This is a genomic window from Allobosea sp. 05T439, from assembly GCF_056396005.1.
Genome location: NZ_JBFTKP010000007.1, coordinates 104,520 through 129,035, shown reverse-complemented (window position 1 = coordinate 129,035; position 24,516 = coordinate 104,520). Strand labels below are relative to the sequence as shown.

Genomic DNA, 24,516 nt, shown 5'->3' with positions numbered 1-24,516 from the left:
GTCGGTCCGCATGTTTCACGTTTCGCCTGGGTAGGGTCGAGCGCGACGGGCCAGGTGCCCTTGCTCCCCTGCTTCCCTAACGGAATCTGGAGAACGATATGATTTCTGCCTCGGCTGACACATCTGCGACCCTGTCCCGCCGCACCATGCTCGCCGGCTCCGCTGCGGCGGCCGGGGCCTTCACCTTCGGCTTTGCCATACCGTTCGCTGGCGAGGCGATGGCGCAGGGGGCCGTCAAGGAAATCAATGCGTGGGTGGTGGTCCATCCCGACGACAAGGTGGTGATCCGCATCGCCCGCTCCGAAATGGGGCAGGGGACGCTGACGGGGCTCGCCCAGCTCGTCGCCGAGGAACTKAACTGCGACTGGGCCAGGGTGACGACCGAATATCCGACGCCGGGCCAGAACGTCGCGCGCAACCGCGTCTGGGGCAATTTTTCGACGGGTGGCAGCCGTGGCATCCGGGAATCGCATGAGTATGTCCGCAAGGGCGGCGCGGCGGCGCGAATGATGCTGATCCGGGCTGCCGCGAACCAGTGGAGCGTGCCGGCGGCGGAGTGCTCCGCCGAGAAGAGCATCATCACGCACAAGGCTTCCGGCCGCTCGCTGCGATATGGGCAGGTCGCCGAGGCGGCGTCGAAGCTCGAGGCTCCCAAGGATGTTCCGCTCAAGGATCCGAAGGACTGGACGATTGCCGGCAAGCCGCTGAAGCGGCTCGACACGGTCGACAAGACCAATGGCGCCAAGATCTACGGCATCGATCTGAAGATGCCCGGCATGCTCAATGCCGCAATCAAGGACTGCCCGGTCTTCGGCGGCAAGGTGAAGAGTTTCGACGCTGCCAAGGTCAAGGCCATGCCGGGTGTGACGCATGTCGTGCCGGTGGGCGAGACGGCCGTCGCCGTCGTCGCCGAGACCTGGTGGCAGGCGAAGACGGCACTCGATGCGCTGCCGATCGAGTGGGACAATGGCGAGAATGCCAAGGTCTCGAGCGAGAGCATCGCTGCTTGGCTCAAGGAAGGTCTCGATGCGCCCGAAGCCGTCATCGGTAACCAGGTCGGAGACGCGAAGGCTGCGATCGCCAAGGCGGCGCGTGTCGTCGAGTCGGTCTATTCCTACCCCTTCCAGAACCACGCCACGATGGAGCCGATGAACGCGACGGCGCGCTACACGCCGGAGCGCTGCGAGGTCTGGACCCCGACCCAGAACGGGGAGGCGGCACTGGCTGCGGCGTCCGAAGCCTCGGGACTGCCGATCGCCAAATGCGAGGCCTACAAGATCGATCTTGGCGGCGGGTTTGGCCGGCGCGGCGCGGTGCATGACTGGGTCAGGCAAGTGGTTGCCATCGCCAAGCAGATTCCCGGCACGCCGATCAAGCTGGTCTGGTCGCGCGAGGAGGACATGCTGCATGGCCGCTACCACCCGGTGACGCAGTGCAAACTGACCGGCGGGCTCGACAAGGATGGCAATCTGACCGGGCTGCACATGCGCATTTCCGGCCAGTCGATCGTTGCCGGCATCTTCCCGCAGAACATCCAGAACGGGCGTGACCCCGCCGTCTTCCAGGGCCTCAATCCCCCGGGGCCGGAGGCTTCGATCGGATATGGCATCCCGAATCTGCTGATCGACCATGCGATGCGCAATCCGCATGTGCCGCCCGGCTTCTGGCGCGGCGTGAACCTGAACCAGAACACGATCTATCTCGAATGCTTCATGGACGAGCTCGCCCATGCGGCGGGCAAGGACCCGCTCGAATTCCGCCGGGCGCTGATGAAGAACCATCCCAAGCATCTGGCAGTTCTCAATGCGGTCGCCGAGAAGGCGGAATGGGGCAAGACCCTGCCGGCCGGGGTCTATCGCGGCATCTGCCAGACCATGGGTTTTGGCTCCTATGTCGCGGCGGTCGCGGAGGTTTCGGTCAGCGCAGAGGGCAAGCTGAAGATTCACCGTATCGTCGCGGCGACCGACCCGGGCCACGCCGTCAACCCGGCCCAGATCGAGCGCCAGGTCGAGGGCTCCTTCGTCTATGGCCTTTCGGCGGCGCTCTATGGCGAGTGCACGGTCAAGGACGGGCGCATGGTCGAGGAGAATTTCGACACCTACACCGTGCTGCGCCTGGATGAGATGCCGGTGGTCGAGACGGTGATCGTTCCGTCCGGCGGTTTCTGGGGTGGCGTCGGCGAACCGACGATCGCGGTTGCCGCCCCGGCGGTGTTCAACGCGATCTTCGCGGCGATCGGCAAGCGTGTGCGCTCGGTCCCGCTGAAGAACATGGATCTGCGGAAGGCCTAGGACCCGGCGTGTGACGCGCCTCGGCTTCGCCACAGCCCTCCTGCTCGGAGGACTGGCTTCCTCCCGGCCGGGCGCGGCGCTGGAGCCCTACGCCGTCGTCGGGGACGCGATTCCAAAGGCTCTCGGCGCGCGTGTCGGCGATGTGGCGCGAGKGCAGGCCATCCTGCGCGACCGGGAGCGCGGCAATTGCCTGATCTGTCATCAGGGGGCGGATCCGGCAGAGCCGTTCCAGGGTGCGATAGGACCGCCACTGGCCGGCATCGGGGCCCGGCTCGACGCCGGGCAGATCAGGCTGAGGCTGGTCGATTCATCGCGGCTCAATCCGGAGACGGTGATGCCGCCCTATTACCGGACCGAGGGCTTGCACGATGTCGGCCCGGTCTATCGTGGCAAGCCGGCTCTGTCGGAGCAGGAGATCGAGGATGTCGTTGCCTATCTCGCCACTCTCAAGACATTCTGAGTCCGCCCCGAGCCGGCGTGACATCGTCGTCGGTGCTGCGGCCGGGATCGGCCTTGCCAGCCTGCCGAAGGTGGCGATGGCTGCGACGCAGCCGGCGCTGCCGGAGCTGATCGCGCGGCTGACCGATGGCGCGGTGCCGGAGCGCGGCAGGATCACGCTGGAGATTCCGGCGCTCGTCGAGAACGGCAATTCGGTCGATACGAGTATCGTGGTCGAGAGCCCGATGACGGAGGCGGACCATGTCCGCTGGATTCATCTTATCGCCGAGAAGAACCCGTTCCCGGACATGGCGCGGTTTCATCTTGGCCCCCGCTCCGGCCGCGCCGAGGTCGCGACCACTTTGCGGCTGGCGACCTCGCAGAAGGTTACCGTCGTCGCTGCGCTCAGCACGGGGGGCTATCTCATGAGCGATGCCGATGTCGTCGTGACGTTGAGCGCCTGCATCGACGGCGGATGAGGAGAGATCTCCGATGGCATTCAACGCCCGCATCAGCATGCCGACGGAAGCTCGCGCCGGCGAGATCATCGAGATCCGCGTTCTGACGCGGCATCCGATGGATCGCGGCGGCCAATCCGACGGCAAGGGAGGCACCGTTCCGCGGAAAATCCTGAACCGGCTGACGGCGACCTATTCCGGGGAACCGATCTTCCGGCTCGACATGTATACGGGGGTCTCGGCCAATCCCTTCGTCTCCTTCACGACGCGCGCGGTCGAGACGGGCGACATCGTCTTCGAATGGCGCGAGGACGGCGGAGCGGTCTTCACCCGGACGGCCAGGCTGACGGTGACGTGAGCCCGGGCGATGTGGTTGAAGCTGGCCTTGGGACTCCTGATCGCGACGCTCGGCACAGCCGCGGGCGGCGAAGAGATCACCTCGGGGAGCGCCTTCCTGTCGCCCGATCTGCGCCGGCAGCAGGATGATCCGACGCGAAACCCGGCCTGGTTCTGGGTCGAGCAGGGTCAGGAACTTTTCAGTCGCAAGCCGGGGGCCAGCCAGGCCTGCAGCCAGTGCCATGCCGAGCCGGAGAGGAGCCTGCGTGGCGCGGCGACGCATTATCCGCGGGTGGATGCCGGCACCGGGCAGCTCCTGAATCTCGAGGGGCGCATCGAACAGTGCCGCGTGGAGCGGCAGAAGCAGCCGGCCTTCGGCTATGAGAGCGGTGAGCTTCTGGCGCTCACGGCCTATGTCGCTTCGTTGTCGCGGGGCTTGCCGATGGACGTCGAGACCCGCGGTCCGGCACAACCTTTCTACGACGCGGGCAGGGCCTTCTTCGAGCGCCGCCAGGGGCAGCTCAACCTCTCCTGCAAGCAATGCCATGACGGGCTGGTTGGCCAGAAGTTGCGCGGCGACACGATCAGCCATGGCGCGGGGACCGGCTATCCGGCCTATCGGCTGGAATGGGACGGCGTCGGTTCGCTGCATCGGCGCTTGCGCGCCTGCTCGCTCGGCGTCCGGGCGACGCAGTTCGACTACGGCGCGCCGGAATATCTGGCGCTCGAGCTCTATCTTGCCGGGCGTGCGCGCGGCCTGCCGATCGAGACGCCGGCCATGCGGCGTTAGATCATCGGACCGGATATCGTATCCGGTCCGATGATCTAACCATCTGTGATTGCATCGGCTTTCCCGAAAACCGCAATCCACTTTTCGGGCCGATGCTTTAGCTCTTGGCGGACCGACCGGGAACCGTCACGATCCCGGCACATTCATGTCGGAGATCCGGCGAATGCCTCGCCTGCCTGTCCTGCTTGCCGCCCTCGGGTTCGCCAGCGTTGCCGTTGCCCAGCCGGCTCCMGAACCTCCGGCTGCTGTTGCGGTCCCGTCGAGTCCGGCGCCCTTCGTTCTGAAGGACACTGAGGTCCGGACGATCCATGCCAAGACGCTGCAGCGCGACTACGAGATCTATGTCAGCCTGCCGGTCTCCTATCACTCCTCGCCACGCCGGCGCTTTCCCGTGCTGTTCGTCACCGATGCCGATTACGCCTTCCCGCTGGTGCGCAGCATTGCCCGCCGGGTCGGCAATCGCGGCCAGGGGCTGGAAGAGTTCATTCTGGTCGGTCTCTCCTACGCGCTCGGCGACACGCCGCAGTTCAGCCGCCGCCGGGACTACACGCCGACGCCCAATGGCGAAAAGACGAAGGACGAATCCGGCCGGACACCGATCTTCGGCGAAGCAGAGCCCTATCGCCGCTTTCTTGCCGACGAGGTGATGCCCTTCGTTGCCGCGACCTATCGCACCGACACCAATCGCAGCATCTTTGCCGGCCATTCCTATGGCGGGCTGCTCGGCGTCCACATCCTGCTGACCGAGCCGAAGATGTTCTCGCATTATATCATCGGCAGCCCTTCGCTCTGGTACGACCAGAAGGTGATGCTTGCGCGCGAGCGCACCTATGCCGAGACGAACAAGGACCTGAAGGCCGATGTGCTGATGGCGATCGCTTCCTTCGAGACGATCAGCAAGGCCTCGCCGCGCTATAGCGGCAAGCTCGACATGATCGCCGACCTGCAGGAATTCGAGAAGGCGCTCCGCTCGCACAACTATCCCGGCCTGAAGCTGACCACGGAGATCATCCAGGACGAGGATCATCTCACTGTCTTCCCCGCGATCATCACGCGTGGGCTGATGTGGGCGCTGCCGGCAAAGCGGAGCTGAGCGGTCAGCCCTTCTTATCGTCGGCCTTTCCATTCTTGGCCTTGCCGCGGCCCTTCGGCTTCGTCCGGTTCTGGTAGCTTGCATTGCCAAGGCCGGTGCCGATGGTCAGCACCGCCCAATGCTCGACATCCTGCATTGACGGCATCTCGCTCAGTCCCTGGATGACGGCGTCGTTATGCATCACGACCGTCGTCTCGTGTCCGCCGATCTCGGGGACCATCTCGCGGATGCTCTCGACCAGGTTGAACCGGCTGCTTTGCCAGTTGCCAGGCAGGTTCTGCGCGCCGCGGTCGATCGAGCCGTCCCGTTCGATCAGGCCGGGGCAGCCGACGCCGATAAAGGGAGCAACGCGGAGGCCCGCCTTGCCGGCCTGCTTGATCTGGGCATCGAGCATCTTGCCGAGCCGCTTGATTGCGTCGTCGCGATTGGTCTCCTCGTCGGCGTGGCGCCAGAGTTCGGATTGCCAGACCTTGGCCTTGGCGAGGTCAGGCGCCTTGTCCTGGCGCAGCTCGACGATGCCGGCGCGAATATTCGAGCCGCCGATATCGACGGCGACGAGGCTGTCATAGGCCTCGAAGATCCATTTCGGCGCAAGATGGGCGCTACCGACCAGCCCGGCCTCGTCGGGATGATGGCGGATCGGCACAAGGTCGATACTATGTCCGTCGGTCTGCAGGATGATGCCGGCACGCGCGATCGCAAGCTCGCCGACCCTGCTCTGGCGGAATCCGCCGCCGACCACGATACGCTCGACGGTGCTCCAGGGCTTCAGCCTGGCGAAGCGGCGAATGACGAAGGCCAGCGACTGGGCGTAGCGTTCGATGGCGCTGAGGATGAGAGCCGCCTCGCGCGGCTCGCCTTCCCCCAGCAGCGCATCGAGCTCCTTCTTGCCGATCTTGTCGGAGTCGACCGTGATGGGGTCTTCGCCGGTCCGGCGCAGGTGCTCGCGAAGGGCGTCGAGATGCTCGAGAAATGCGCCACGTTTAGCCTTGTCGCCAACGAAGCCGTCCTCGTCGCGAACCTCCAGATTATAGCTGGTGACGACAACCGAAGGCAGGTCATCCACTCCGTGAGGACCGCCCGCGCGTGCTTTCGTCGTCATTTCGGCTGCCATGTTCCGCTATCCCCCGTGTGGACTCCCGAAGGGAACGGCCTCGGTGCTCCCAGGGTTCCGTAAGCTGGCGGCATATCGCCTCCTGGGATGAACAGCGCATGGCGCCCCTGCGCGGCGCGCGCGGGGAAGACCGCCCCCTGCGATTGACCTCGCGGGGCCTCTTCCCTTCCATGGCGGCCAAGGCGCGACGGTCGATGCGCCATGGCTGGTTTCCGGGGATATGCGATGCTTGAGTTTCTTCTGCGCGCGGTGCTGATCGGTGTCGGCGCGACAATCCTGTTCGATCTCTGGGCCCAGTTCCTGAACCGCGCCTTCGGCCTGCCGACTCCGAACTGGGCTATGACCGGGCGCTGGTTCGGCCATCTGGCGCAAGGTCGACTGGCGCATGAGGATATTGGACGCTCCGAGCCGGTGGCGAACGAACGCGCCCTCGGCTGGATCGCGCATTACCTGATCGGCATCCTGTTCGCGGCGGTCCTGCTGGCGATCTGGGGGCTCGACTGGGCCCGCAATCCGAGCCTCGCGCCTGCTCTGATCGTCGGTCTCGTCACGGTCGGCTGCGGCTGGTTCATCCTGCAGCCGGGAATGGGCGCCGGCATCGCGGCGTCGAAGAAGCCGAATGCCGGCCAGATCCGCGCCATGAACATCGCGGGCCATATCGTCTTTGGCGTGGGGCTCTATTGCTCGGCGCTCCTGCTGCGCTGAGCATGCCGGCGGCAGCTCCCCGGTTCAGGACCTTCCCCGGTTCAGGACCTGGCGAGAAGGGCCGTAAGCGCGGGCGACAGGCCGACGCTCCCGACCGGCGCCGGGAAGGCGAGATCGCCGCTTGCCGGTTTCGCCGTACCGCCATTGAGAGCGGCCAGGACCGCTTTCATGCCGGTCTGGACCGAGCAGATCACCGGAATATCGAGAAGTGGCTGGACGCGTGCGGCGAGGCCGGCAAGTCCGGCGCCGCCGAGAATGACGGCTCCGGCGCCGTCGCGTTCCGCCGTCTTGCGGCAGGCTGCGGCGAGCAGTGCAATCGAGCCATCGGGATCACGGGCGATATCGGCCCCCGTCGGAGTGACTGTTTCAACCGAGGCAAGCCGGCCGTCGAGGCCGATCATGGCGACGAATTCATGCAGGATCGGTCCCCAGCGCTCGCCGCCGGTGACGATCGAGAACTGCCGCGCCATCGCCGCGGCGGCCAGGCAACTCGCCTCCGCCATGCCGATGACCGGAACGGGAGAGACCTCCTTCAGGGCGTGAAGCCCTGGGTCGCCAAAGCAGGCGAGATAGACCGCGTCGCAGCCGGCGCCATGCTCGGCATAGGCCTCGAGGGCGGCATGGGCCGCAATCACCCCCGCGCTGCGGCTCGAAATATACTGCGCGCCGAAGCGGCCTGTCACCGGATGCAGGGCGACATTGGACGGAGCATGCGGCGCCACGACCTGCATGACGAGATCCGTCATCGCCTGGGTCGTGTTGGGATTGATCAGCAGGATACGCAAGAGAGCCTCGGGCAGGGTGCAGGCTTCAGGCTTAGCGAGCTCGAGGCCCCAAGCCAAGCGACCAGCGCGGACAAGGTCCAAGTCATGAATGTATACGGGGCGCTTCGCAGAGGCGCGGTGTGGGCGCTGCGATGGCCCCGATGCCTCTGGCGGGCGACCGCCACGGCCGAGAGCGCCGTTCGATGAGCCTGAGGGCGGAGGCGATGCTTGGACAAGGTGCTCAAAGTGGCGCGTTGCGATCTAAGCGCGAATAGCGCTGACCAATGGGCGATGAGAGGCGTTTGTGGGTTGATAGTGGGAGAGCGCTCCCTACCGTAAGGATCAAGGTCGGCCTCCGGTCTGTGGCGCTCAGGCGCGCGCAGACCGAAGGCGAGTGCGGGGCCTTTCCTTGCGCGGCACAAAACGGCTACATTCCGCGCTCATAATGCCGCAACTTTGCCACATGTCTGACAAGGGGCCAGCATGGTGAACTTAGTCTGTCGCGTGAGCCTTGCCGGCTTGCTGGCTGCTGGCTGCTCGCCACAAGCGATGCCAACGGTCGAAGCGATCACAAAGCCGACGGTCGAGACTTTTGCTCGGCTGGGGAGTTGGCGACCCTGGCAGTCTGCTCAAGCGGAGAAGCCGCAGACTGCGCCTCTCGTTCTCTCTGACCCCGCGCCGGAGGCGAACAAGCCAGATTCGATCGTGCGTGAGCCGGTAACGGTGACCAGGCCAGCGCCCAAGCTGACAGCGGTCGCTGTACGGGCCCCGAAGCCGGTCGCTCGGCCCGTTCAACCTATTGTGCCCGCTTCGATGCCCGAGGAACCCAGTAAGACCCCGCTGGCCCTCGTCTCTTGCCGCACGCATAACGAACCCGGCCAGCGCGTACACATGGAGTGTAGTCCTGTCGATTGATAGAAGGCGGTGAACAGGTAACTGGAGCGCGAGCAAATCGCGGGCTATCAAGGTCCACGAGGCATTGATTGCATTGCTGTGCGGGCACAAACCTGAAGAAGGAGTGTCCGGTATCTCGGGTTCGGTAGGACCAATACCGGGTCATAACTATGTTTGTTCTGTTCAACCCGGTTGCCGGAAGGGCTCGTGGGTTCTCGGCTTGCGATCTCGCAAAACTCTTTCCCAACTCGACTGTCGTCGAGACCAGGATGGCAGGAGACGCGGAAAGGCTGGCGCGGCAAGCTGCCCACGATGGGCATGACTGCATCGTGGCAGTCGGCGGCGATGGCACGATATMGGAGGCCGCGTCGGGCATGATCGGATCGCGTGCCGAACTCGGTGTGTTGCCACTCGGCACTGCGAATTTGTTCGCGCAGGAACTCGGGATCCCGCTTGATATCGTGGAAGCCGCTCGCCTCATCAATGAGGGATATTCAGTGCCGGTCTATCCGGGACTGTACTCTGCTGTGGGGCGTCGAGAACGAGTATTCGTCCAAACTCTAGGAGTTGGATTCGATGGTGCGGTTGTTCGCCGCCTGAACAAAGATGCGAAGAAGATAATTGGTAAACTCGCATACGTCATCGCGGCTATACAGTGCCTGCTGGTGCATCGAGACCAAAAATTCTCCGTGCGCATCGATGGAGGCCCCGATGAACTTGTTTCGGGACTGCTGGTGATGAAGGGCCGGTTCTACGCAGGGCCCTTCATTATAAGCGAAAATGCCACGCCAAAGGCATCAGGTTTCATTGTCGCGCTTCAACGTGAAGGAAGCCGTTTCGCGCAGTTGAAGTCCGCATTCTGTATCGCCACAAATAGGTTTTCGTCGCTTTCGTTCATTGAAATGAGACGCGCCGACCATGTCTCCATTCGTGGTACATCGGATGTACAAATCGATGGCGATCTGGCGCCGCCGCCCCCGGCGGACATTCGTGCCGCAGGCTCATGTGTCCATGTTCGCGTGGCCCGATCGACAGCAGCGAACAGCATCCGTGTGTCGCGATCAGCTTCTGTGCGTTGATCTTGCGCGGTTTCAGGCCAGGGGCCTCGTTCCTGCCCAGCGATGTCACAGTCCGTAGGGACAACCGATCTGCACAGAGGACCATAGCTCGCGCTTTCAACACGATCGAGGCCCGCCTAGTGCCTTCGCAGTGGCGGGCCAATAATGAAACGCGTCGGGGCTGCCTTGGTTATGGGGGAGTGGGCGAGCGGTGCTCGCGATCAACAAGTCGCCTGAGCTTCCTGGCGCCCTGGCGATAAGAGACCGCCGCGTTGGAGCAGTCAGGGGGGCGTTGGGATTGGTCGACGCCGTATCTGGATTAACGCGCGGAAGCCCGCGAGCATCGGCGTTTCGATGAAGCGAAAAACGACATAGGCCAGCAATACGCTCATGCCGACAGACGCGAGCATGACCGGAATGCTCTGCGCCTGATCGAGCCAGGGCAGCTTGGTGGCTACGATCCGCATTGGCTCGATCACCATCAGGTGGGTCAGGTAGAGCGAATAGGACATGCCGCCGAGCGCAAGCAGGGCCCGATTCCGACAGGCGAGGCCGGATGCTTCGGCCAAGAGTGCGGTCAAGAGAACTGCTGTGACGATGATGAGCGCCACAGCCGCTGGCGGCTCGTGCCACGCCACGCAGATCGTGACGACGCCGCCGGCAACGATCGCGGACACGACCTTCATTGTCCTGCGCAACGGAGGCATCCAGAGCCGCGCGGCAAGCCAAACGTAGTAGAGAGCAATGCCGATCACGAAGAAGCCGGTCACCCTCCCCCCATAGGTCGAGCAGACCCGCCCGCATGGGGCAAAATGCTGAACCGCCTGCAAGAGCAGTAGCACAACCGCAGCGATCAGTGGCGCCCACCTCTTGCTTATCGCGAGCGCGACACCAAACAGCACGTAGAAAAACATTTCATAGTTGAGGGTCCAACCGACGCGCAGCACCGGCGGCTTGTCGGCCGGAACGAAGAGAAGGCTCTCGAGCAAGTGCGGCCACGTATAGGGTGTAAAAATGAAGAAAACCGCAGTTGCGATCCAGTAGAGAGGCACCACACGGACAAGGCGTTTGAGCAGGAACCCGGTGCTATCCTGGCGTGTCACATGGGTGATGATGAAACCGCTGATCGCGAAGAAGATGGACACGCCATAGAATTCAGTTGAGATGCCGCGGACGATCTGAAAATYGCTGTGGTAGAAACTCACTCCAAGCGCCGCCAAGCCTCTGAGCAATTGCAGATTGTAGATCATCCCGGCGCAGCCCCCGATGCGCCGAATGACGCGTTGAAATTGTTCCGCGTCGCAGTTTCGACCGCCTATGCAGACACCCTCTTCCTTCATGATGCATGACAACGCGGATCGCAATATCGCGGCCGATCGGGGCACTTGTCAGTGCAGGCCAACGCGACGCTCGGGCTTCGCCGACTCTGGATGCCGCGCGCAGGCGATCGCTGACAGAAGAGCCTCCGTGGCGATGCAGTGCTGATGGGAGGTCGTCCGCAAGAAGCGCGCGACATGGCCAGGGCGCGCCACAAGGCGGGAATACCGGGCTTGAAAGCCTTCCGAAAACGCCAGTGAGCAGGCGTATCGAGAATGAATGGTGCCCCTGGCCGGGATCGAACCAGCACTCCTTGCGGAACTCGATTTTGAGTCGAGCGCGTCTACCAATTCCGCCACAGGGGCCCAAGCATGAGGCCGCCGGTCCTTCGACCGCGGTACATGCCCTCAACGGGCCGGCGGACTATAGCGATGGCGCGCGCGCGGTCAACGGATCGTGAGCAGGCATTGTGCAGAGCTGTGAATGATGGACAGCCTGACGCCATCGGGGCTAGACAGCCTCGATAGCGAAGCCAGCCCGGTGGGTAGGCAACGCTCGCCGGAAGATGGTCTTTGCTCGCTCAGGCGCGCGGAACGGCTATCGCCCGCTCCTGAGGACTGAACAGCCGCATGTCGGCCCTCATCGGGMGGCGCGCACCGGTGCATGAGCATGTTTCGACGCCTCTATGAATGGACCATGGCGCTCGCCGCCAGCCCGCGCGCACCCTATGCGCTGGGTGCCGTCTCCTTCGCGGAAAGTTCCTTCTTCCCGATTCCGCCCGACGTGATGCTGGTGCCGATGGCGCTCGCCAGGCCCCAGAAAGCCTGGTTCTATGCCGGGATCTGCACAGTGACCTCGGTGCTCGGGGGACTGCTCGGTTACGCGATCGGTGCGTTGCTTTATGATTCGCTCGGTCAGTGGATCATCAAGCTCTACGGCCATGGCGACGGGGTCGAGGCCTTTCGGGCGGCCTATGCGCAGTATGGTGCCTGGATCATCCTGCTGAAGGGGCTGACGCCGATTCCCTACAAGCTGGTGACGATCACATCGGGCTTTGCCGGATACGATCTGCTCTGGTTTGTCGTGCTCTCGATCATCACGCGCGGGGCCCGGTTCTATCTTCTGGCCGGGTTGCTCAATCGGTTCGGCGGCCCGATCCGACGCATTCTCGACGAGCATTTCACCACGGCGATGATCGTCCTGGTCGTTGGGATCGTGGGCGGCTTCTTCGCCTTCAAACATCTGTTCCCGGCGGTATGATGCAATGCCCGGCAGCGATTCCCGGCTCGACATGCTGATGCGCCCGATGCGGTTGATCCTGCTCCTCGGTCTCGGTTCGACGGCCCTGATCGCCGGAGCATGGTGGTCGCAGCTCGTCTGGCATCTCGTGCCCTGCAAGCTCTGCCTCGAGCAGCGCATTCCGCATTACGCCGCCATGGCGCTTGCCGTCGCGGCGCTGGTGGTCGCTCGTTCGCGTGCCTTGCAAATGGCGGTGCTCGCGGGCTTCGCCGTGCTGATGCTCTGGAGCGCCGGGCTCGGCGCCTATCATTCCGGTGTGGAATGGGGCTGGTTCCTCGGGCCGAATGATTGCGGCGGCGGTGCCCCGGCGGCTGCCGCAGGCGTCCAGGATTTCATGAAGCAGCTTCAGACCACGCGTGTGGTGTCCTGTGGCGAAGCAGCGTGGCGGTTTCTCGGATTGTCCCTGGCGGGCTGGAATGCTCTGGCTTCGCTGGGGCTTGCCGCCCTGGCCCTGCTGGGCCTGATCAAGGCCTCGAAACAAGGCGGATAATCCGCACCGAGCATCTCAGGGTTCGAGTTCGGAATCCCAGTAGAGATAGTCGAGCCAGCTTTCGTGCAGGTAGTTCGGCGGGAAGAGCTTGCCGTTGCGGTGCAGGTCGTTGACCGTCGGCGCGAAGGGCCTTTGCAGAGGCAACATGCCGACGACGGTCGGCATCTTGTCGCCCTTGCGCAGATTGCAGGGCGAGCAGGCCGCGACCACATTGTCCCAGGTCGTCAGGCCGCCCTTCGAGCGCGGCACGACATGGTCGAAGGTGAGTTCGTCGCGCGTGCCGCAGTACTGGCAGGAGAAGCGGTCGCGCAGGAAGACGTTGAAGCGGGTGAAGGCGGGGGTGCGGGACGGCTTGATATAGGTCTTCAGCGAGACGACCGACGGGAGCTTCATGTTGAAGCTCGGGCTGTGCACGATCGTGTCGTATTCCGAGACGATGTTCACCCGGTCCATGAAGACTGCCTTGATGGCGTCCTGCCAGCTCCAGAGCGAGAGAGGGTAGTAGCTCAGCGGCCGAAAATCGGCATTGAGCACCAGAGCCGGACAGCCATCCGGAGAGGCCATCGGATGCATCACATGCGCCGTCAAACCCGTCGCACCTCCGCTGATCGAAGCAGGACGAATCCTGCTCACAGCTCAATGTACGCGCGAGACGACAGGAATGTGAAGATGCCGCAGTGCGAAGTTGATGTGCGTCATAGTGGCCGGCCTTGAGCCGGCCGACGCCATCCATTCCGAATTCTGGGGCGATACCCGGCTTAATGCCCGGGTCGGGATGCCGGTCAGCGGGTAGGGACCGGCTTTTCCCCGCGATAATCGTAGAAACCGCGCTTGGTCTTGCGGCCGAGCCAGCCGGCTTCGACATATTTTACCAGCAGCGGGCAGGGGCGATATTTCGAATCCGCCAAGCCATCATGGAGCACCTGCATCACGGAGAGGCAGGTATCGAGGCCGATAAAGTCGGCAAGCTGGAGCGGACCCATCGGATGATTGGCGCCGAGCTTCATGGCGGTGTCGATCGCCTCGACCGAGCCGACGCCCTCATAGAGCGTATAGACCGCCTCGTTGATCATCGGCAGCAGGATGCGGTTGACGATGAAGGCCGGGAAATCCTCCGAGACCGTCACCGTCTTGTGCAGCTTGCTGATGAAGCTGCGGGCCGCCTCGAAGGTATGGTCGTCGGTGGCGATGCCGCGAATCAGCTCGACGAGCTGCATCAGCGGCACGGGGTTCATGAAATGGATGCCGATGAAGCGCTCCGGCCGGTCGGTCGCCGCGGCAAGCCGGGTGATCGAGATCGACGAGGTGTTGGACGCAAGCATCGTCTCCGGCTTGATATGCGGGCAGACGGCTGTGAAGATCTTGCGCTTGACCTCCTCGCTTTCGGTCGCGGCCTCGATGATCAGGTCGCAGTCGCCAAGCCCTTCCAGGGTCGGCGTCGCGACGATCTTGGCCATGGCTTCGCGCCGTAGCGAGTCATCCATGGCGCCTTTGCTGACCTGACGCGCCATATTGCCGTCGATCGTCGCCAGAGCGGCCTTGATGCGGTCCTCGGCGAGGTCGTGCAGCCGGATGTCGAAGCCAGCGACGGCCGCGACATGGGCAATKCCGTTGCCCATCTGCCCCGCGCCAATGATGCCGATCGTCTTGATCGCCTGGTCCGACATGTCCTGATCCATCTTTCGTCTGATCGCCTTCATCGTGAAAGCGACGCGGGCCGCCCAGAGCAAGCGGCCCGGATATCACATTCGTGCCGCTGGCGTCAGCGGCCGATCGGTCAGCGCCCGATCTTGGCGAGTTCGGCCGCAAGCTCGGGCATGATGGTGAAGAGGTCACCGACGAGGCCGTAATCGGCGATCTGGAAGATCGGGGCTTCCTCGTCCTTGTTGATGGCGACGATGACCTTCGAATCCTTCATGCCGGCGAGATGCTGGATCGCGCCCGAGATGCCGACGGCGATATAGAGGTCGGGCGCCACGACCTTGCCGGTCTGGCCGACCTGCCAGTCATTCGGGGCATAGCCGGCATCCACCGCGGCGCGCGAGGCCCCCATGGCGGCTCCGAGCTTGTCGGCGACGGGTTCGATTACCTTGCCGAAATTCTCGGCTGAGGCGAGCGCGCGGCCACCCGAGATGATGATCTTGGCCGACGCGAGCTCCGGACGATCGGACTTGGCGACTTCCTCGCCCTTGAAGCTCGAGGTGCCGGCGTGCTCGGCAGCGGCAACCGCTTCGATCGGCGCGGTCGCGCTGCCGTCGCCGGTCGCCTGGAAGGACGCGCCGCGCACGGTGAGCACCTTCTTGGCCTCGCCGCTCTGCACGGTCTGGATCGCGTTGCCGGCATAGATCGGACGTTCGAAGGTGTCGGGCGAGACGACCTTGGTGATTTCCGAGATCTGCATCACATCGAGCAGGGCAGCGACGCGCGGTATCACATTCTTGCCGGTCGTGGTGCCCGGCGCGACGATCGCGTCGTAGGGGCCGGCCAGCGAGACGATGAGGGCAGACAGCGGTTCGGCAAGCCGGTGCTCGTAGGCAGCATCGTCGGCCAGCAGCACTTTCTCGACGCCGTCGAGCTTGGCTGCGGCCTCGGCAACCGCCTTGCAGCCCGTACCGGCGACCAGGATATGCACAGGCGCGCCGAGCGCCTTGGCGGCGGTCAGGGCCTTGCGGGTGGCCTCGTTGAGGCTCTTGTTGTCGTGCTTGGCGAGAAGCAGCGTCGTCATGATTCAGATAACTCCTGCTTCATTCTTCAGCTTGGAAACCAGCTCGGCGACCGAGCCGACCTTGACGCCGGCCGATCGGCTTGGCGGTTCGGTGGTCTTCAGGACCTTGAGGCGCGGCGCGATGTCGACGCCGAGCGCTTCGGCGGTGGTCTCATCAAGCGGCTTCTTCTTGGCCTTCATGATGTTGGGCAGCGAGGCGTATCGCGGCTCGTTCAGTCGCAGATCGGTGGTCACGATCGCCGGCAGCTTCAGACCCACGGTCTGCAGGCCGCCATCGACCTCGCGGGTGACGTCGACCGAACCCTCGCCGACCACCACCTTGGAGGCGAAGGTGCCCTGCGGCCAGCCAAGCAGGGCAGCCAGCATCTGACCAGTCTGGTTGCAGTCGTCGTCGATCGCCTGCTTGCCGAGAATGACGAGCTGAGGGCTTTCCTGCTCGACGATCTTCTTCAGGAGCTTGGCGACGGCGAGAGGCTCGACTGTGCCCTCGGCCTTCACCAGGATGCCGCGATCGGCACCCATGGCGAGACCCGTGCGGATGGTTTCCGCGGCCTGCGCCGGGCCGATCGAGACGACGATGACCTCGGTCGCCTTGCCGGCTTCCTTCAGCCGCAACGCTTCCTCGACGGCGATCTCATCGAACGGATTCATCGACATCTTGACATTGGCAAGCTCGACGCCGGAGCCGTCCGCCTTCACGCGGATCTTCACATTGTAGTCGACAACCCGCTTGACGGGCACAAGGATCTTCATCGTCGCTTCACCGTTCGGGAGAGATACGATCGAGGCCGCGCCGCGCGACGCGGCAGGATGACGGCATCGTGGCTCTCGGCTGGAATGCCGGGGGACCGTAGCGATGGCTGTTTAGGCTTGTCAACGCCGCCAAAGTCGCGGGCGTCACCCTCTTGCAGCGCGCCCGAACAGCCCAACGCCGCGATGGATGAAGATCGGGGTCAGCGCCGCGCCGGTCGCAAGCCCGCCCAGATGCGCCCACCAGCCGACATTGCCCTGTGGGTCGACGAAGGCTGACATGAACTGGAAGAGGATCCAGGCGCCGAGCGCGTACATCGCCGGGACGTGCAGCGGGATCCATTTGAAGGCGAGGCCCCAGATCCGGACCTGCGGATAGAGCATCAGATAGGAGGCGATAACGCCCGAGATCGCGCCCGATGCGCCGATCAGCGGCTGCTCCGACCCAGGATTCATGACGGCATGCGCCAGCGACCCGGCCAGGCCGCAAAGAAAGAAGAAGGCCAGAAAGCGGAAATGGCCCATCGCGTCCTCGACATTGTCGCCGAAGACCCAGAGGAACAGCATGTTGCCGACGAGATGGGCGAAGCTCGCATGCAGCAGCACATTGCTGAACAGCGTCAGCCAGGCCGGAGCCTGCATGATCTCGATGGGCAGTTGCGCGGTGCCGAAGAAGACGGAGGGGATCAGGCCGAAGCCGGCCATGACGGCGATCTCTCCCGGCGGTTCGTGCAGGATCCAGATCGCGAGATGGATGCCGATGCAGGCACTGATCAGGGCATAGGTCACATAGGGCGCGCGCATGAAGCGCAGCGGAACGCCGTCATGCAGCGGTACGAACATGTCCGGCTCTAGCGGTTCTGCCCGGGAACCCAGAGCACATCGCCCCCGGCCCTGGCATTGAGGAAACGGGAGGCAACGAAGAGGAAGTCCGAAAGCCGGTTGATGTATTTCAGCGCCGGCGCGGAGACGCGCTCCCCCTCGGTCTGGGCGAGCTCGACCATCAGGCGTTCGGCCCTCCGGCTGACCGTGCGGGCGAGGTGAAGATAGGCGGCTGCCGGTGTTCCGCCGGGCAGGACGAAGGAGCGCAACGGGGCGAGCGCCGCGTTCAGCTGATCGATTTCCGCTTCGAGGCGGTCGACCTGGGCCTGGACGATGCGCAGCGGCTCATAGGCGAGCGTCTCGCCGGTGTCGGGCGTCGAGAGATCGGCTCCGAGGTCGAAAAGATCGTTGGCGATCCGTCCGAGCATGGCATCGACCTCGCCATCCTCGGTTGCTGCATGCAGCCGTGCCAGTCCGACGCAGGCATTGGTCTCGTCGACGGTGCCATAGGCTGCGACGCGCAAGTCGTATTTCGGCCGGCGTGGGCCGGTTGCGAGCCCGGTCGTGCCGTTATCCCCAGTGCGCGTATAGATGCGATTCAGCTTGACCATGACGCGTTATAGCGCGTCGCGTCCGCAACGAAAGGCTTGGAGCACCACAGCCTCCACCCTGCCGAGATGCTTTCGATCATCGGACCGAAACTCTTATCCGGTCAGGCGATCCAACTTTCTGTGTCCGCGTCAGCATTCCCGAAAGCCGCAATCCGCTCTTCGGGCCGATGCTCCAGCGAAGGGTCAGAAGGTGTAGCCGAGCTTGGCGCCGAAATTGGCCGGGCCGCGTGGCTTGTCCTTGTCGGAGCAGCCGGTGGTGCCGAATTGTTCGAGCGTCGCGATCAGACTCCAGCGATCGCTGAGGCGAACACCGAGCGCCGCAGCACCGCGCGTGCCGGTATCGCAGCCGACGACGAGTCGGTTCTCCGGGACGACCGCACCGGTCTTGCCGTCATTGACGGCGGCGCCGAAGCTGGCTTCGACGAAGACATTCTTCGAGAGATCGACGGTCCAGGTCGCGCCCGCATAGGCATAGCGCGTGCCATTGAAATTGATGCTGGAGCCAAGATGGAAGCGCGGCACGAAGGCCGAGGCGATGCGGTCATTAAGCGGGATGACGCGCGGCGTCACCACCTCGCCATTGAAGTTCAGCAGTCCGCTTTCGCGGCCGCTCGGATTCGCCGGTGCAATGCCGAGGCGCGCTTCCCAGGACGGAACGGGGGTTTCGGTTGCGGGGGCGTAGCTGGAAACTCCGGAAGGCAAGGCCTGCGACTGCGACTGGGCAGGCGAGGCAGCCAGGAAGCCGGCAAGGATCAGCAACGCGACGCGCGGCATGGGCTACAGGTTCTTTTTATCGTTTGAACGGACGTTAGTGAAACGCATAGACTCGTGTCCAGAATGCGGCAAGCGCGGTTGGGACCCCTGGAGGGTTATGCAGAATATCTGATTTATCAAAAGCTTACGCACCGTCAGTCAGAGCTGTCGCGTCCGCTGAAAAGTGAGACGGGCTCAGCCTCCGCGCCACCAGAGCACGCCGATGATCACCAGAATCGCGACGAATTGCAGCACCACGCGCAGTCGCATCAGGTTCTGCGATGTGTTGGCGCTACCGCCGCGCAGCATGTTGGCGAGACCCAGCAGCAGCACCAGGGCGACGGCGCCGACTGCGATGGGGACGAGCGATCCGGAAATGGTCATGCGCGAGATTTAGAGTGCCGCCGCGCGCTTGACCAGTGGAAGCGCCACTGAGACCGGCGGCGCCCTCAGCGATAACGCCGCTGCACGATCAGGTGGGCCGCCACGGTCAGCAGGAGCGTCGCCGTCATCAGGATGAAGGAAATCGCACCGCCGAAGGGCCAGTTGTTCTGTTGCGCGAATTGGCCATAGACGAGTGGCCCCATCGTCTGGAACTTCGGGCCTCCGAGCAGAACTGGGGTCGCATAGGCATTCATCGCCAGGATGAAGGTCAGGATCGTGCCAGCGAGAATCCCCGGGAGTGCCAGTGGCCAGAGGACGCGGCGGAACATCGCGACGGGGCCGGCGCCCAGGCTGAACGCTGCCTCCTCGACATTGCGGTTGATACCTTCGATGACGCTCTGCAGGGTCAGCACCATGAAGGGCAGGTTGACCGCGACGATGCCGATGATCACGGCCGTCTCGGTGAACATGATCTCGATCGGCTGATTGATCAGGCCGAGCCCCATCAGGGAGGCGTTGAGCGCGCCTTTGTTGCCAAAAGCGGTCATCCAGCCGGCGGCACGAACCGCGTTGCCGACGAACAGGGGGAGCACGACGGCCATGATCAGCAGGTTCTTGAACCGGCTTTCGGTGCGCGCCAGCACATAGGCCAGGGGGAAGCCCATGATCAGGCAAGCGATGGTGCAGATTACCGCGACGCGCACGGTGCGCATGAGCACGTTGAGATAATAGGTGTCGGTGAAGAACTTGACGTAGTTCTCGATGGTCAGTCCGTCGACCATGAACTGGCCCGGAATGAACTGGTTCAGCGAATAGCGGAACAGGATCGCGACCGGGCCGATCAGCCCGATCGCGACGAAGATGGTCGCCGGCACGACGAGCGCCCCGGCAAGTCCGGTGCGGCCGCCCGCAACAGCTTCGGGGGCAGTCGTGCTCATGGCCGCATCACGCCTTGAAGACCTTGTCCCACCACTCCTTCATCGCCGAATCGTTCTTGGCGAGGAAGCCGTAGTCGAGATCCTTGAGGCGCTTTTCCTCTTCGGGCGTGAAGCCGATGCGCTTCTGCAGGGCGGCCGCGACATTGAGACCGGTCACAGTGCCGTTATAGCCCATATCGACTGCGAAGGCCTCCTGAGGCGCCTTCTCGAGCATGGCGTTCATATAGGCGTAGGCATTCTCCTTGTTCGGAGCATTCTTCGGGATGACGAAACCGGAGACATAGGCCGGGATGCCTTCAACCGGGGAAACCGCCTCGCAGGGAATGCCGGCATCCTGCCACTGGACGACGCGCGCTTTCCAGATCGCGCTGATGCCAACCTCCTCGTTCTTCATGGCCTGGGCGAAGGCCTCGTTCGTCGGGTAGACGCGCGCGCCCGTCTTCTTGACGGCGAGCAGAACCTCCTTCGCCTTGTCGAGGTCGTTCATGCTGGCGCCGTTCGTTGCGGCCATCGAGGCGGCGACCATGATCGACTGATACTGAATGTCGATGAAGCCGATCTTGTTGCCCCATTTCGGGTCGAGCCAATCCTTGAAACCGGTCGGCGCGGGGCTGATCAGCTTGGGATTGTAGATGACGACGTTGCCGGAATAGATGTGCCCGATGCCATAGGGGTACTTCATCGTCGGCAGCAGGTTCTTGGCGTTCGGGATCTTGGAGAAGTCGAGCTGCTCCACGACGCCGGCCTCGTTCATCTCGTACATGTTGGCGGCCGAGAGCCCGTGGATGTCGACCGTGCCGCGCGGCAGGCGACGCTCGGCGACCATCTTGGCGCGGCGTGGGGCGTCGCCGGCCTGGTCCTGCAGGACCTCGATGCCCTTGGGCTTGAGGATCGGGTCCTCGATGTTCTTGGTGAGGAGGCGGGCATAGTCGCCGCCCCAGGTTCCGACCACGACCTTGCCGCCTGACTGGGCCAAGGCCGGACCGCCCAGCGCCGCGGCGCTTGCTCCCGCCGCGAGACCTTGCAGGACATGGCGCCTGTTGATCGAGTTCATATGAGTTCTCCCCTGTTGGACGCCTGTCGAGCTAGAGACCGTGATCGAGCCATGTTCGGACGGAGAGCCGCAATGCGCCTTTCCCGATCATGGCCTTACGGCTCGCGCGGATAGACGAGCCCGGCGTCTTCGGCCCAGCCTATCGTGATAGTGTCGCCCGGCTTCGGCTCGATGCTGCCTTGGCGGTTCGGGAGCTGCAGCAGCATCCGGTCGTGCTCGGAGAGACGGACATCGATATCGAGCAGCGCGCCGAGATAGGAGACGTGCTCGACACGGGCCTCGAAGCGATTGACGCACGCTCCGGCCTCGGCTGCCACCGAGATGCGCTCTGGTCGAAGCGCGAGTGTCGCCGCTCCCGTGCCACTCGCCGCGCCGACAGTGATGTCGAGCCCGCCGAGGCTGCGGAAGCGGCCAGGCGTTGTGGTTTCCCCGTCGAGGAAGGCGCTGCGGCCAATGAAGCCCGCGACGAAGCGGTCCGCCGGCTTCTCGTAGAGTTCGCGCTGGTTGCCGATCTGCCGGACCTTGCCCTTCTCCATCACCACCAGCCGGTCAGCCATGGTGAGCGCCTCCTCCTGGTCGTGAGTGACCATGATCGTGGTGAGGCCGAGCTTGCGCTGCAGGTCGCGGATCTCGACCCGGACCTCCTGCCGGAGTTTCGCGTCGAGATTGGAGAGAGGCTCGTCGAGCAGCAGCACGTCGGGTTGCATCGCAAGCGCGCGGGCGAGCGCCACTCGCTGCTGCTGCCCCCCCGAGAGCTGGCGCGGGTAACGCTCGTCGAAGCCTGAAAGCTGCACGAGACGGAGCGCCTCCGCGACGCGCGGGGCGCGGTCGGCGGGAGGGACCTTGCGCATCTCGAGGCTGAAGGCGACGTTCTCGGCGACGGTCAGATGGGGGAACAATGCGTAGCTCTGGAAGACCAGGCCGCAATTGCGCTTCCAGGGCGGCAGCACGGTGACGTCGCGCTCGCCGATGGTGATCGTGCCGGCGCTCGGCGGCACAAAACCGGCGACCATGCGCAAGGTCGTGGTCTTGCCGCAGCCGGACGGACCGAGCAGGACCAGGAACTCGCCATCGGCGATGTCGATGGTGACGTCGTCGACGGCGTTGAAGTCGCCATAGACCTTCTGGAGATGGGTGAGCGAGAGCCGTGCCATGGGTCAGACCACCCGGCTCAGCTTGACGTAACGGTCGGTGATGATCATCGCGGTGCCGATCAGAACGATCTGGATGACGGAGGCGGCAGCAACCGTCGGATCGATCTTCCATTCGAGATATTGCAGGATCGCGATCGGCAGGGTCGTGCGGCCCGGTCCGACGAGGAACAGGCTCATTTCGAGATTGCCGAAAGAGGTGACGAAGCCGAACAGGCCGGCTGCCACGATACCCGGCCGGATGCTTGGCAAGGTGACGCGCCAGAAGGTCTTCCAGGGACCGGCGCCCAAATTCTGAGCAGCTTCCTCGATGGTGCGGTCGAAGCCGGCAAGGCTTGCCGTGACCAGCCTGACGACCCAGGGCACGACCACGAGCGTATGGGCCGCGATGAGGCCGCCCGCCGAGCCCAGGACCGGCCAGCCGGTCGCGATCTCGGTTTCGATCTGGAAGACATAGAGTGCGGTGCCGAGCACGATGCCCGGCATCACCAGCGGCAGCAGCAACAGGGTATTCACCAGCGGGCCTAGAGGGATGCGGTGGCGGACGAGCGCTAGGCTCGCCGGGACCCCGAGCGCCAGTCCGATCAAGGTCGCCAGCACGCCGACCTGCAGGCTGAGAATGAAGCCGTCGACAAAGGCCTTCTGCCCGGGAACGGCCGCAAACCATTTCAGGGAGTAGCCTTCGGGCGGGAAGGACGGAATCTCCTGCCGGAAGAAGGCGAGCCAGATCACGAAGACCAGCGGCAGCAGGATGAAGCCTAACGACAGGCCGGCAGCGCCATTCAGCGCGATTCGGCCGAAGCTTGGGCGCTGGGCGGCGCTCAAGCGGCGAATCCAGCCCGGCCATCGGCCAGCCGCGATGACCACGCCGGGCGTGTTGTGTTGTGGTCGCTCTGCGATTGCCGCCGGCTCGTCACTGCCATGCCCTCCGCCCTTCGATCCGCTCCGACAGCAGGCTGCGGCTCAACTTACAAACAATCAAGCCGGTTTTTGTCGACCCATTGTCGCCGCCCGATTCTCACTGCAGGCGGTTCTTGTGGAAGTTCCCGCCCTTCATGATCGCCGACAGAGCCGCGCCCTGGTTCTGGAAGAGGCCGAGGTCCTTCAACGGGTCACCATCGACCAGGATGATGTCGGCAAAGGCGCCTGCACGCAGCGTGCCAAGCTTGCCCTCCATCCGTAGCAGATGGGCGCCGACGGTCGTCGCGGAGCGAATGATCTCGATCGGCGAGAGAACCTCGCTGCGCAGCAGGAACTCGCGGGATTGATCGACCTGGAGCTGGCCGAGCAGATCGCTGCCATAGGCGACGGGAACCCCGGCGCGCTTGCAGATCTCGAGCGAACGCAGGCCGCCATCGATGACCAGATCGTTCTTGGCCAGCATATCCCCCGTCATGCCGAACTCGGCCGCACGCTCCTTCATCGCGTAATAGGCGACGAGATTGGCGGTGAGCACCATATTGTTCTCCGCCATCAGTTTGGCGGAGGCCTCGTCGATCAGATTGCCGTGCTCGATGGCACGAACGCCACATTGCGCGGCACGGGTGATCGCTTCAGGCGTGTAGGCATGGGCGCAGACATAGCGGCCAAATGCCTTGGCCTCCTCGACGGCCGCCTTCACCTCGTCGACGCTGAACTGCATCGAATCCAGCGGATCATAGGGCGACGCGACTCCGCCCGACATCATGATCTTGATGTGGTCGGCACCGAGCCGCATCTGCTCGCGCACGGACTTCTTCACCGCGGAAACGCCGTCGGAGACGTTCATCGTATAGGCCATGGCGTTGCAGCAATGGCAGCGGGCGCCGAAATCCGTGCGCCGGCGCGGGTCGCTGTGGCCTCCGGTCGGGCCGATCGCCTGGCCGGCGATGAACAGGCGCGGAGCCGGGATATCGCCCTTTTCGACGGCTTCCTTGATGCCCCAATCGGCGCCGCCGGTGTCGCGCACCGAGGTGAAGCCGCGATCGATCATGCCCTTCATCAGCCGGACGGAGCGGGCCGTCATCAGGGTCAGCGGCATGCTTTCCATGGCGCGGATATAGACTTCCGAGAGGAAGACATGGACATGGCTGTCGATCAGGCCGGGCATCAGGGTACGCTCGCCACAATCGATCACATCAGCCTTGGCCGTCTTGATCGGCTTGTCGGAGACCTCGCGGATCGTATCGCCTTCGACCAGCAATTCGTAGCCGCGGCGCAATTCGCCATGGTCGGGCTCGAGCATGGCGAAATTCTTGAACAGCAGCTGCGCCATCGAGAACGATCTCCCATGAAGAGGCGC

The 24,516-nt window shown here is 64.0% G+C and carries 26 protein-coding genes and 1 tRNA gene; 10 read left to right on the top strand and 17 right to left on the bottom strand.

What is annotated here, in order from left to right; genetic code table 11:
- The first annotated feature begins 98 nt into the window (after positions 1–98).
- From AC1DIO_RS10370 to AC1DIO_RS10345, 6 genes are all read left to right on the top strand, one after another.
- Entirely contained in the window at positions 99–2,291 is a 2,193-nt protein-coding gene (locus AC1DIO_RS10370) for a xanthine dehydrogenase family protein molybdopterin-binding subunit (RefSeq protein ID WP_441505711.1), read from the top strand.
- Positions 2,292–2,301: 10 nt separating this feature from the next.
- Positions 2,302–2,751, top strand: coding sequence for a sulfur oxidation c-type cytochrome SoxX (gene soxX / locus AC1DIO_RS10365; RefSeq protein WP_476853376.1), 450 nt, complete (start codon positions 2,302–2,304; stop codon positions 2,749–2,751).
- Positions 2,714–3,208: a thiosulfate oxidation carrier protein SoxY gene (locus AC1DIO_RS10360; RefSeq protein WP_441505709.1), complete on the top strand. Its 495-nt coding sequence runs from the start codon at positions 2,714–2,716 to the stop codon at positions 3,206–3,208. The genes soxX and AC1DIO_RS10360 overlap by 38 nt, the downstream gene beginning before the upstream one ends.
- Positions 3,209–3,221: 13 nt before the next feature.
- Complete coding sequence (locus tag AC1DIO_RS10355; protein WP_069878835.1) at positions 3,222–3,545, top strand: thiosulfate oxidation carrier complex protein SoxZ; 324 nt, start codon at positions 3,222–3,224, stop codon at positions 3,543–3,545.
- A gap of 9 nt (positions 3,546–3,554) precedes the next feature.
- Positions 3,555–4,313, top strand: a complete 759-nt coding sequence (gene soxA, locus AC1DIO_RS10350; protein ID WP_441505708.1) for a sulfur oxidation c-type cytochrome SoxA — start codon at positions 3,555–3,557, stop codon at positions 4,311–4,313.
- Positions 4,314–4,476: 163 nt separating this feature from the next.
- Complete coding sequence (locus tag AC1DIO_RS10345; RefSeq protein ID WP_441505707.1) at positions 4,477–5,406, top strand: alpha/beta hydrolase; 930 nt, start codon at positions 4,477–4,479, stop codon at positions 5,404–5,406.
- A gap of 4 nt (positions 5,407–5,410) precedes the next feature.
- Here AC1DIO_RS10345 and AC1DIO_RS10340 read toward each other — a convergent pair whose 3' ends face one another.
- Positions 5,411–6,520, bottom strand: a complete 1,110-nt coding sequence (locus tag AC1DIO_RS10340) for an ROK family protein (protein WP_441493178.1) — start codon at positions 6,518–6,520, stop codon at positions 5,411–5,413.
- A 225-nt stretch (positions 6,521–6,745) separates the two neighbouring features.
- Here AC1DIO_RS10340 and AC1DIO_RS10335 point away from each other — a divergent pair, with 225 nt between their 5' ends.
- Positions 6,746–7,225: a DUF2938 domain-containing protein gene (locus tag AC1DIO_RS10335; RefSeq protein WP_441505706.1), complete on the top strand. Its 480-nt coding sequence runs from the start codon at positions 6,746–6,748 to the stop codon at positions 7,223–7,225.
- Between the two features lie 41 nt (positions 7,226–7,266).
- Here the strand turns inward: AC1DIO_RS10335 and AC1DIO_RS10330 are convergent, their stop codons facing one another.
- Complete coding sequence (locus AC1DIO_RS10330; RefSeq protein ID WP_441505705.1) at positions 7,267–8,010, bottom strand: aspartate/glutamate racemase family protein; 744 nt, start codon at positions 8,008–8,010, stop codon at positions 7,267–7,269.
- A gap of 1,043 nt (positions 8,011–9,053) precedes the next feature.
- Here AC1DIO_RS10330 and AC1DIO_RS10325 point away from each other — a divergent pair.
- The gene (locus AC1DIO_RS10325) at positions 9,054–9,962 is read left to right on the top strand and encodes a diacylglycerol/lipid kinase family protein (protein WP_476853375.1); all 909 of its coding nucleotides are present in this window, start codon (positions 9,054–9,056) and stop codon (positions 9,960–9,962) included.
- Between the two features lie 260 nt (positions 9,963–10,222).
- Here the strand turns inward: AC1DIO_RS10325 and AC1DIO_RS10320 are convergent, their stop codons facing one another.
- Both AC1DIO_RS10320 and AC1DIO_RS10315 read right to left on the bottom strand, forming a co-directional pair.
- Entirely contained in the window at positions 10,223–11,191 is a 969-nt protein-coding gene (locus AC1DIO_RS10320; protein WP_476853374.1) for an acyltransferase family protein, read from the bottom strand.
- A gap of 347 nt (positions 11,192–11,538) precedes the next feature.
- Positions 11,539–11,623: transfer RNA gene (locus tag AC1DIO_RS10315), tRNA-Leu, on the bottom strand.
- 304 nt (positions 11,624–11,927) lie between these two features.
- On the opposite strand from AC1DIO_RS10315, the gene AC1DIO_RS10310 reads away from it, so the two are divergent.
- Positions 11,928–12,518 carry a YqaA family protein gene (locus tag AC1DIO_RS10310; RefSeq protein WP_441505702.1) on the top strand — a complete coding sequence of 197 codons (591 nt, stop codon included), beginning with the start codon at positions 11,928–11,930 and terminating at the stop codon, positions 12,516–12,518.
- Between the two features lie 4 nt (positions 12,519–12,522).
- Positions 12,523–13,047 (top strand): disulfide bond formation protein B, encoded by a 525-nt coding sequence (locus tag AC1DIO_RS10305; protein WP_441505701.1) that lies wholly within the window; start codon positions 12,523–12,525, stop codon positions 13,045–13,047.
- A gap of 15 nt (positions 13,048–13,062) precedes the next feature.
- Here AC1DIO_RS10305 and AC1DIO_RS10300 read toward each other — a convergent pair whose 3' ends face one another.
- From AC1DIO_RS10300 to AC1DIO_RS10240, 13 genes are all read right to left on the bottom strand, one after another.
- Positions 13,063–13,620: an HNH endonuclease gene (locus AC1DIO_RS10300; RefSeq protein WP_069882394.1), complete on the bottom strand. Its 558-nt coding sequence runs from the start codon at positions 13,618–13,620 to the stop codon at positions 13,063–13,065.
- A gap of 209 nt (positions 13,621–13,829) precedes the next feature.
- Positions 13,830–14,714: a 3-hydroxybutyryl-CoA dehydrogenase gene (locus tag AC1DIO_RS10295; RefSeq protein WP_441505700.1), complete on the bottom strand. Its 885-nt coding sequence runs from the start codon at positions 14,712–14,714 to the stop codon at positions 13,830–13,832.
- A gap of 110 nt (positions 14,715–14,824) precedes the next feature.
- Entirely contained in the window at positions 14,825–15,772 is a 948-nt protein-coding gene (locus AC1DIO_RS10290) for an electron transfer flavoprotein subunit alpha/FixB family protein (RefSeq protein WP_441505699.1), read from the bottom strand.
- A gap of 3 nt (positions 15,773–15,775) precedes the next feature.
- On the bottom strand, positions 15,776–16,525 hold the full coding sequence (locus AC1DIO_RS10285) for an electron transfer flavoprotein subunit beta/FixA family protein (protein WP_441505698.1): 750 nt from the start codon (positions 16,523–16,525) through the stop codon (positions 15,776–15,778).
- Positions 16,526–16,669: 144 nt separating this feature from the next.
- Positions 16,670–17,365 (bottom strand): rhomboid family intramembrane serine protease, encoded by a 696-nt coding sequence (locus AC1DIO_RS10280; RefSeq protein WP_441505697.1) that lies wholly within the window; start codon positions 17,363–17,365, stop codon positions 16,670–16,672.
- Between the two features lie 8 nt (positions 17,366–17,373).
- Entirely contained in the window at positions 17,374–17,955 is a 582-nt protein-coding gene (locus AC1DIO_RS10275; protein WP_441505696.1) for a cob(I)yrinic acid a,c-diamide adenosyltransferase, read from the bottom strand.
- Between the two features lie 183 nt (positions 17,956–18,138).
- The gene (locus AC1DIO_RS10270) at positions 18,139–18,729 is read right to left on the bottom strand and encodes an acyloxyacyl hydrolase (RefSeq protein WP_441505695.1); all 591 of its coding nucleotides are present in this window, start codon (positions 18,727–18,729) and stop codon (positions 18,139–18,141) included.
- Between the two features lie 174 nt (positions 18,730–18,903).
- Positions 18,904–19,092, bottom strand: coding sequence for a twin transmembrane helix small protein (locus AC1DIO_RS10265; RefSeq protein ID WP_043233987.1), 189 nt, complete (start codon positions 19,090–19,092; stop codon positions 18,904–18,906).
- Between the two features lie 65 nt (positions 19,093–19,157).
- The gene (locus AC1DIO_RS10260; RefSeq protein ID WP_441493191.1) at positions 19,158–20,030 is read right to left on the bottom strand and encodes an ABC transporter permease; all 873 of its coding nucleotides are present in this window, start codon (positions 20,028–20,030) and stop codon (positions 19,158–19,160) included.
- 7 nt (positions 20,031–20,037) lie between these two features.
- Entirely contained in the window at positions 20,038–21,084 is a 1,047-nt protein-coding gene (locus AC1DIO_RS10255; RefSeq protein WP_441505693.1) for an ABC transporter substrate-binding protein, read from the bottom strand.
- Positions 21,085–21,179: 95 nt separating this feature from the next.
- The gene (locus tag AC1DIO_RS10250) at positions 21,180–22,238 is read right to left on the bottom strand and encodes an ABC transporter ATP-binding protein (RefSeq protein WP_441493193.1); all 1,059 of its coding nucleotides are present in this window, start codon (positions 22,236–22,238) and stop codon (positions 21,180–21,182) included.
- A 3-nt stretch (positions 22,239–22,241) separates the two neighbouring features.
- Positions 22,242–23,060 (bottom strand): ABC transporter permease, encoded by an 819-nt coding sequence (locus AC1DIO_RS10245; protein WP_244523418.1) that lies wholly within the window; start codon positions 23,058–23,060, stop codon positions 22,242–22,244.
- 193 nt (positions 23,061–23,253) lie between these two features.
- Complete coding sequence (locus tag AC1DIO_RS10240) at positions 23,254–24,489, bottom strand: metal-dependent hydrolase family protein (protein WP_441505692.1); 1,236 nt, start codon at positions 24,487–24,489, stop codon at positions 23,254–23,256.
- Between the last annotated feature and the right edge of the window lie 27 nt (positions 24,490–24,516).